This window comes from Mesorhizobium sp. M7D.F.Ca.US.004.03.1.1 (genome assembly GCF_003998635.1).
GTDB classification, from domain to species: Bacteria; Pseudomonadota; Alphaproteobacteria; order Rhizobiales; family Rhizobiaceae; genus Mesorhizobium; species Mesorhizobium loti.
This window is the reverse complement of the sequence record NZ_RZQG01000744.1, coordinates 1-3,002: the sequence shown is the minus strand read 5'-3', so window position 1 is coordinate 3,002 and position 3,002 is coordinate 1. Positions and strand designations below refer to the sequence as shown.

Genomic DNA, 3,002 nt, shown 5'->3' with positions numbered 1-3,002 from the left:
GGCCTATTTCGAGTGTCTGCACGAGGTCAAGCTGATCGTCGACCTGATCTATGAAGGCGGCATCGCCAACATGAACTACTCGATCTCGAACACCGCCGAATGGGGCGAATATGTCTCGGGCCCACGCATCATCACCGCCGAGACCAAGGCCGAGATGAAGCGCGTGCTGAAGGACATCCAGACCGGCAAGTTCACCTCGGAATGGATGCAGGAGTACCGCGCCGGCATGTCCCGCTTCAAGGGCATCCGCCGCAACAATGACAGCCACCAGATCGAGGAAGTCGGCGCCAAGCTGCGCGCGATGATGCCGTGGATTTCCAAGAACAAGCTGGTCGACAAGGCCAAAAACTGAGCGAAAGTCCATACGTCGAAAACGGCAGCTTCGAAGAACAAAAAACGGCGCCATATGGCGCCGTTTTTCATTTCTGGCTACAGGCTAGCTCATCAATAGGGCGAGTAGCACTGCTGGCGCGGGCCGTTGTAGGGCTGGAACGTGTTGTCGTAGGCCCGGTAGGACCGGTAGCGGCTGTAGCACCATTGGACATGGGCGCTCGAAAGCCGGCCGGCACGGTAGTAGCGGCGCGGCGGCGGTGCATCGTAGTAGTTGTAGTTGTTGTACATGCTGCCGATGCCCAGCCCTAGCCCAAGGCCCAGGAGTGCGGCCGCTCCATCATCGTGGTAACGGCCGCCGCGATAGTGATGACGGCGCCAACGCCAATTGTCTCCGCGATCCCAGTTGCCGCCGCCGTTCCAGTTGCCTCCACCGTTCCAGTGTCTGCGGCCTCCGTTCCAGTTGCCCGACCGGCGCCATCTCCAATCGTTGTTGAACTGCCGGTCATTGCCGCCCGCCCAGCTATCGCGCACTGGCGTGACCGTCGGCGCCGCCGTACTGGTGGGGATCGACATGTTAGGCTGCAGGATCGGTCCGGCGGCGGATGGTGCCGTGACGCCAGAGAGGATACCCAGGGCTATCAACCCAGATTTGACCGTGGAAGAAAAGAGCGAATTCATTGCACTCTCCAAGAGTTACAGGCCCCACGCCCACCCGAGGAATGGGGCAACAATGGATGTTTGCATCTGAACGGCGGATGAACGGAAAGGTTCCGTCAACCATGGCGCGAAAGCCCCGAGGGCCAATCGATCTCCGCTGGTGGTCCTGCGAGCTTGTTTTCTCCAGCACTTGCGGGCAAATGTCATGGCATGTCGCTGCGCCTTGCCACCTTCAATGTCGAGAACCTGATGAACAGGTTCGATTATTCCGGCTATCGCAACCAGCTCAACGAGGATCGCACGCTGGCGCTGTTCGATATCCAGAGCGAAGCCGAATACAAGATGCTGGAGCAGGCCCGCGCCATTGCCCAGTCCGACGACACGCGCCAGCTGACGGCGCTGGCGATCGCGGCCACACGCGCCGACATCATCTGTATGCAGGAGGTCGACAATATCGAGGCGCTGAAGGCCTTCGAATATGGCTACCTGTTCAAGATGGTGGGGCAGGGCTACCGGCAGAAATACACCACATCGGGCAATGATTCGCGCGGCATCGACGTTGCCGTGATGATGCGCAACGAAACCGCGCAGGGCCAGCCGATCGAATTCGTGCGCATGACCAGCCACGCCTATGTCACCTATGAACAGTTTGGACTGCACACGCCGGAGCTTGCGGCACTCGGCAACCAGGCCAATGAACGCATCTTTCGGCGCGACTGCCTGGAAGTCGACGTCACCGTGGGCGGCGTGCCGCTGACGCTTTACCTCGTGCATTTCAAGTCGATGGGCTCGCCGCGCAACGGGCTCGACGGGCGCGAGGCGACGATGCCGGTGCGCATCGCGGAGGCGCAAGCCGTGCGACGGATCATCGAGGAGCGTTTTGGCAAGGACCATGCCGCCGACAAGCGGTGGGCGATCTGCGGCGACATGAATGATTACCGCCAGCGCGTGAAGATCGCCGGCGACGCAATCGACGGCTATCGCTTCGAGGTGGTCGACGAGGCCGTGTCCTGTATCAATGTGCTGACAGAAGGCGGCTTCTGCGAAAATGTCGTCGAGCGGCGCCCCGAGATGAACCGCTGGAGTTTGTACCACACGCGCGGACCGGAAGAGCGACATCTGTGCCAGCTCGACTACATTTTGCTGTCGAAGGGGCTTGCCGCCAGCAACGCGACGGCCGTTCCCGACATCATCCGCAACGGCCAGCCCTGGCGCACCATTTTTCCGCCGGGGCAGGAAGTGGAGCGCTTTCCGCGAGCCGGCTGGGACCGCCCGAAGGCGTCGGACCATTGCCCGGTGGCCATCACCCTGGATATGACCTGAGCGACATGAGTTTCGACCTGCCGCGCAATGTCATCCTGCCGGTCGACGCCGTCGACGTCCGGCTCGATCCCGGTCCGCATCCTTTCGCCTTGGAGAATGCAGAGGCGATCGCCGAGAATTGGCAGCGCGAAATCGCTGCCAATCCGGCGCTGTTCGACGGCACGGTGGTGCTGCTGTCGCAACTCGCCTACCGCGACAACCGTCTCGTCGGCCGCTGCCATGCGGTCAACTACTCGACCTTCATGCTGTGGCGAAAACGGCGCGAGAATTCGGGCGCCGAGCACGCCTATGCGCATGCAGTGCTGGTGGCTGGCGACAATGCACTGGTGGCGATCCGTATGGGCCCGCAGACAGTCAATGCCGGCCGCGTCTATTTCGCCGCCGGCTCGTTCGAGCCGGTTGATTTTCGCGATGGGCAGGTCGATGTCGATTTCAACATGATCCGTGAGGTGCGCGAGGAAACCGGCCTCGACCTGTCAGGTGCTCAACGCGGCAAGCGCTGGCACGCCCTGTCGACCAATAGCGGCACGGTGATCTTCCGCCGCTATCACGAAACAGCGCCCGCCGACGAGGTCGCACGACGCATCTCAGCCTTCGTCGCCACCGAGACAGAGCCGGAGATCGAAGGGCCGGTGATCATCCGCCATGCCGCCGACCTGCCGGTCGGGCTGTCACCGCACATGAAGCCG

3 protein-coding genes and 1 pseudogene are annotated in these 3,002 nt (G+C 61.9%); 3 read left to right on the top strand and 1 reads right to left on the bottom strand.

The genetic code is table 11. The features are described 5' to 3' along the window. Positions 1–352, top strand: a pseudogene (locus tag EN935_RS29075) (ketol-acid reductoisomerase); the annotation flags it as partial. 92 nt (positions 353–444) lie between these two features. On the opposite strand, the gene EN935_RS29070 reads toward EN935_RS29075, so the two are convergent. Next, positions 445–1,011, bottom strand: coding sequence for a BA14K family protein (locus EN935_RS29070; protein ID WP_126069478.1), 567 nt, complete (start codon positions 1,009–1,011; stop codon positions 445–447). A gap of 189 nt (positions 1,012–1,200) precedes the next feature. Between EN935_RS29070 and EN935_RS29065 the strand changes: the two genes are divergently transcribed. Continuing rightward, complete coding sequence (locus EN935_RS29065) at positions 1,201–2,313, top strand: endonuclease/exonuclease/phosphatase family protein (protein ID WP_126069477.1); 1,113 nt, start codon at positions 1,201–1,203, stop codon at positions 2,311–2,313. A gap of 5 nt (positions 2,314–2,318) precedes the next feature. Then, a partial coding sequence (locus EN935_RS29060) for a hypothetical protein (protein ID WP_127373886.1) occupies positions 2,319–3,002 on the top strand: 684 nt, incomplete at its 3' end.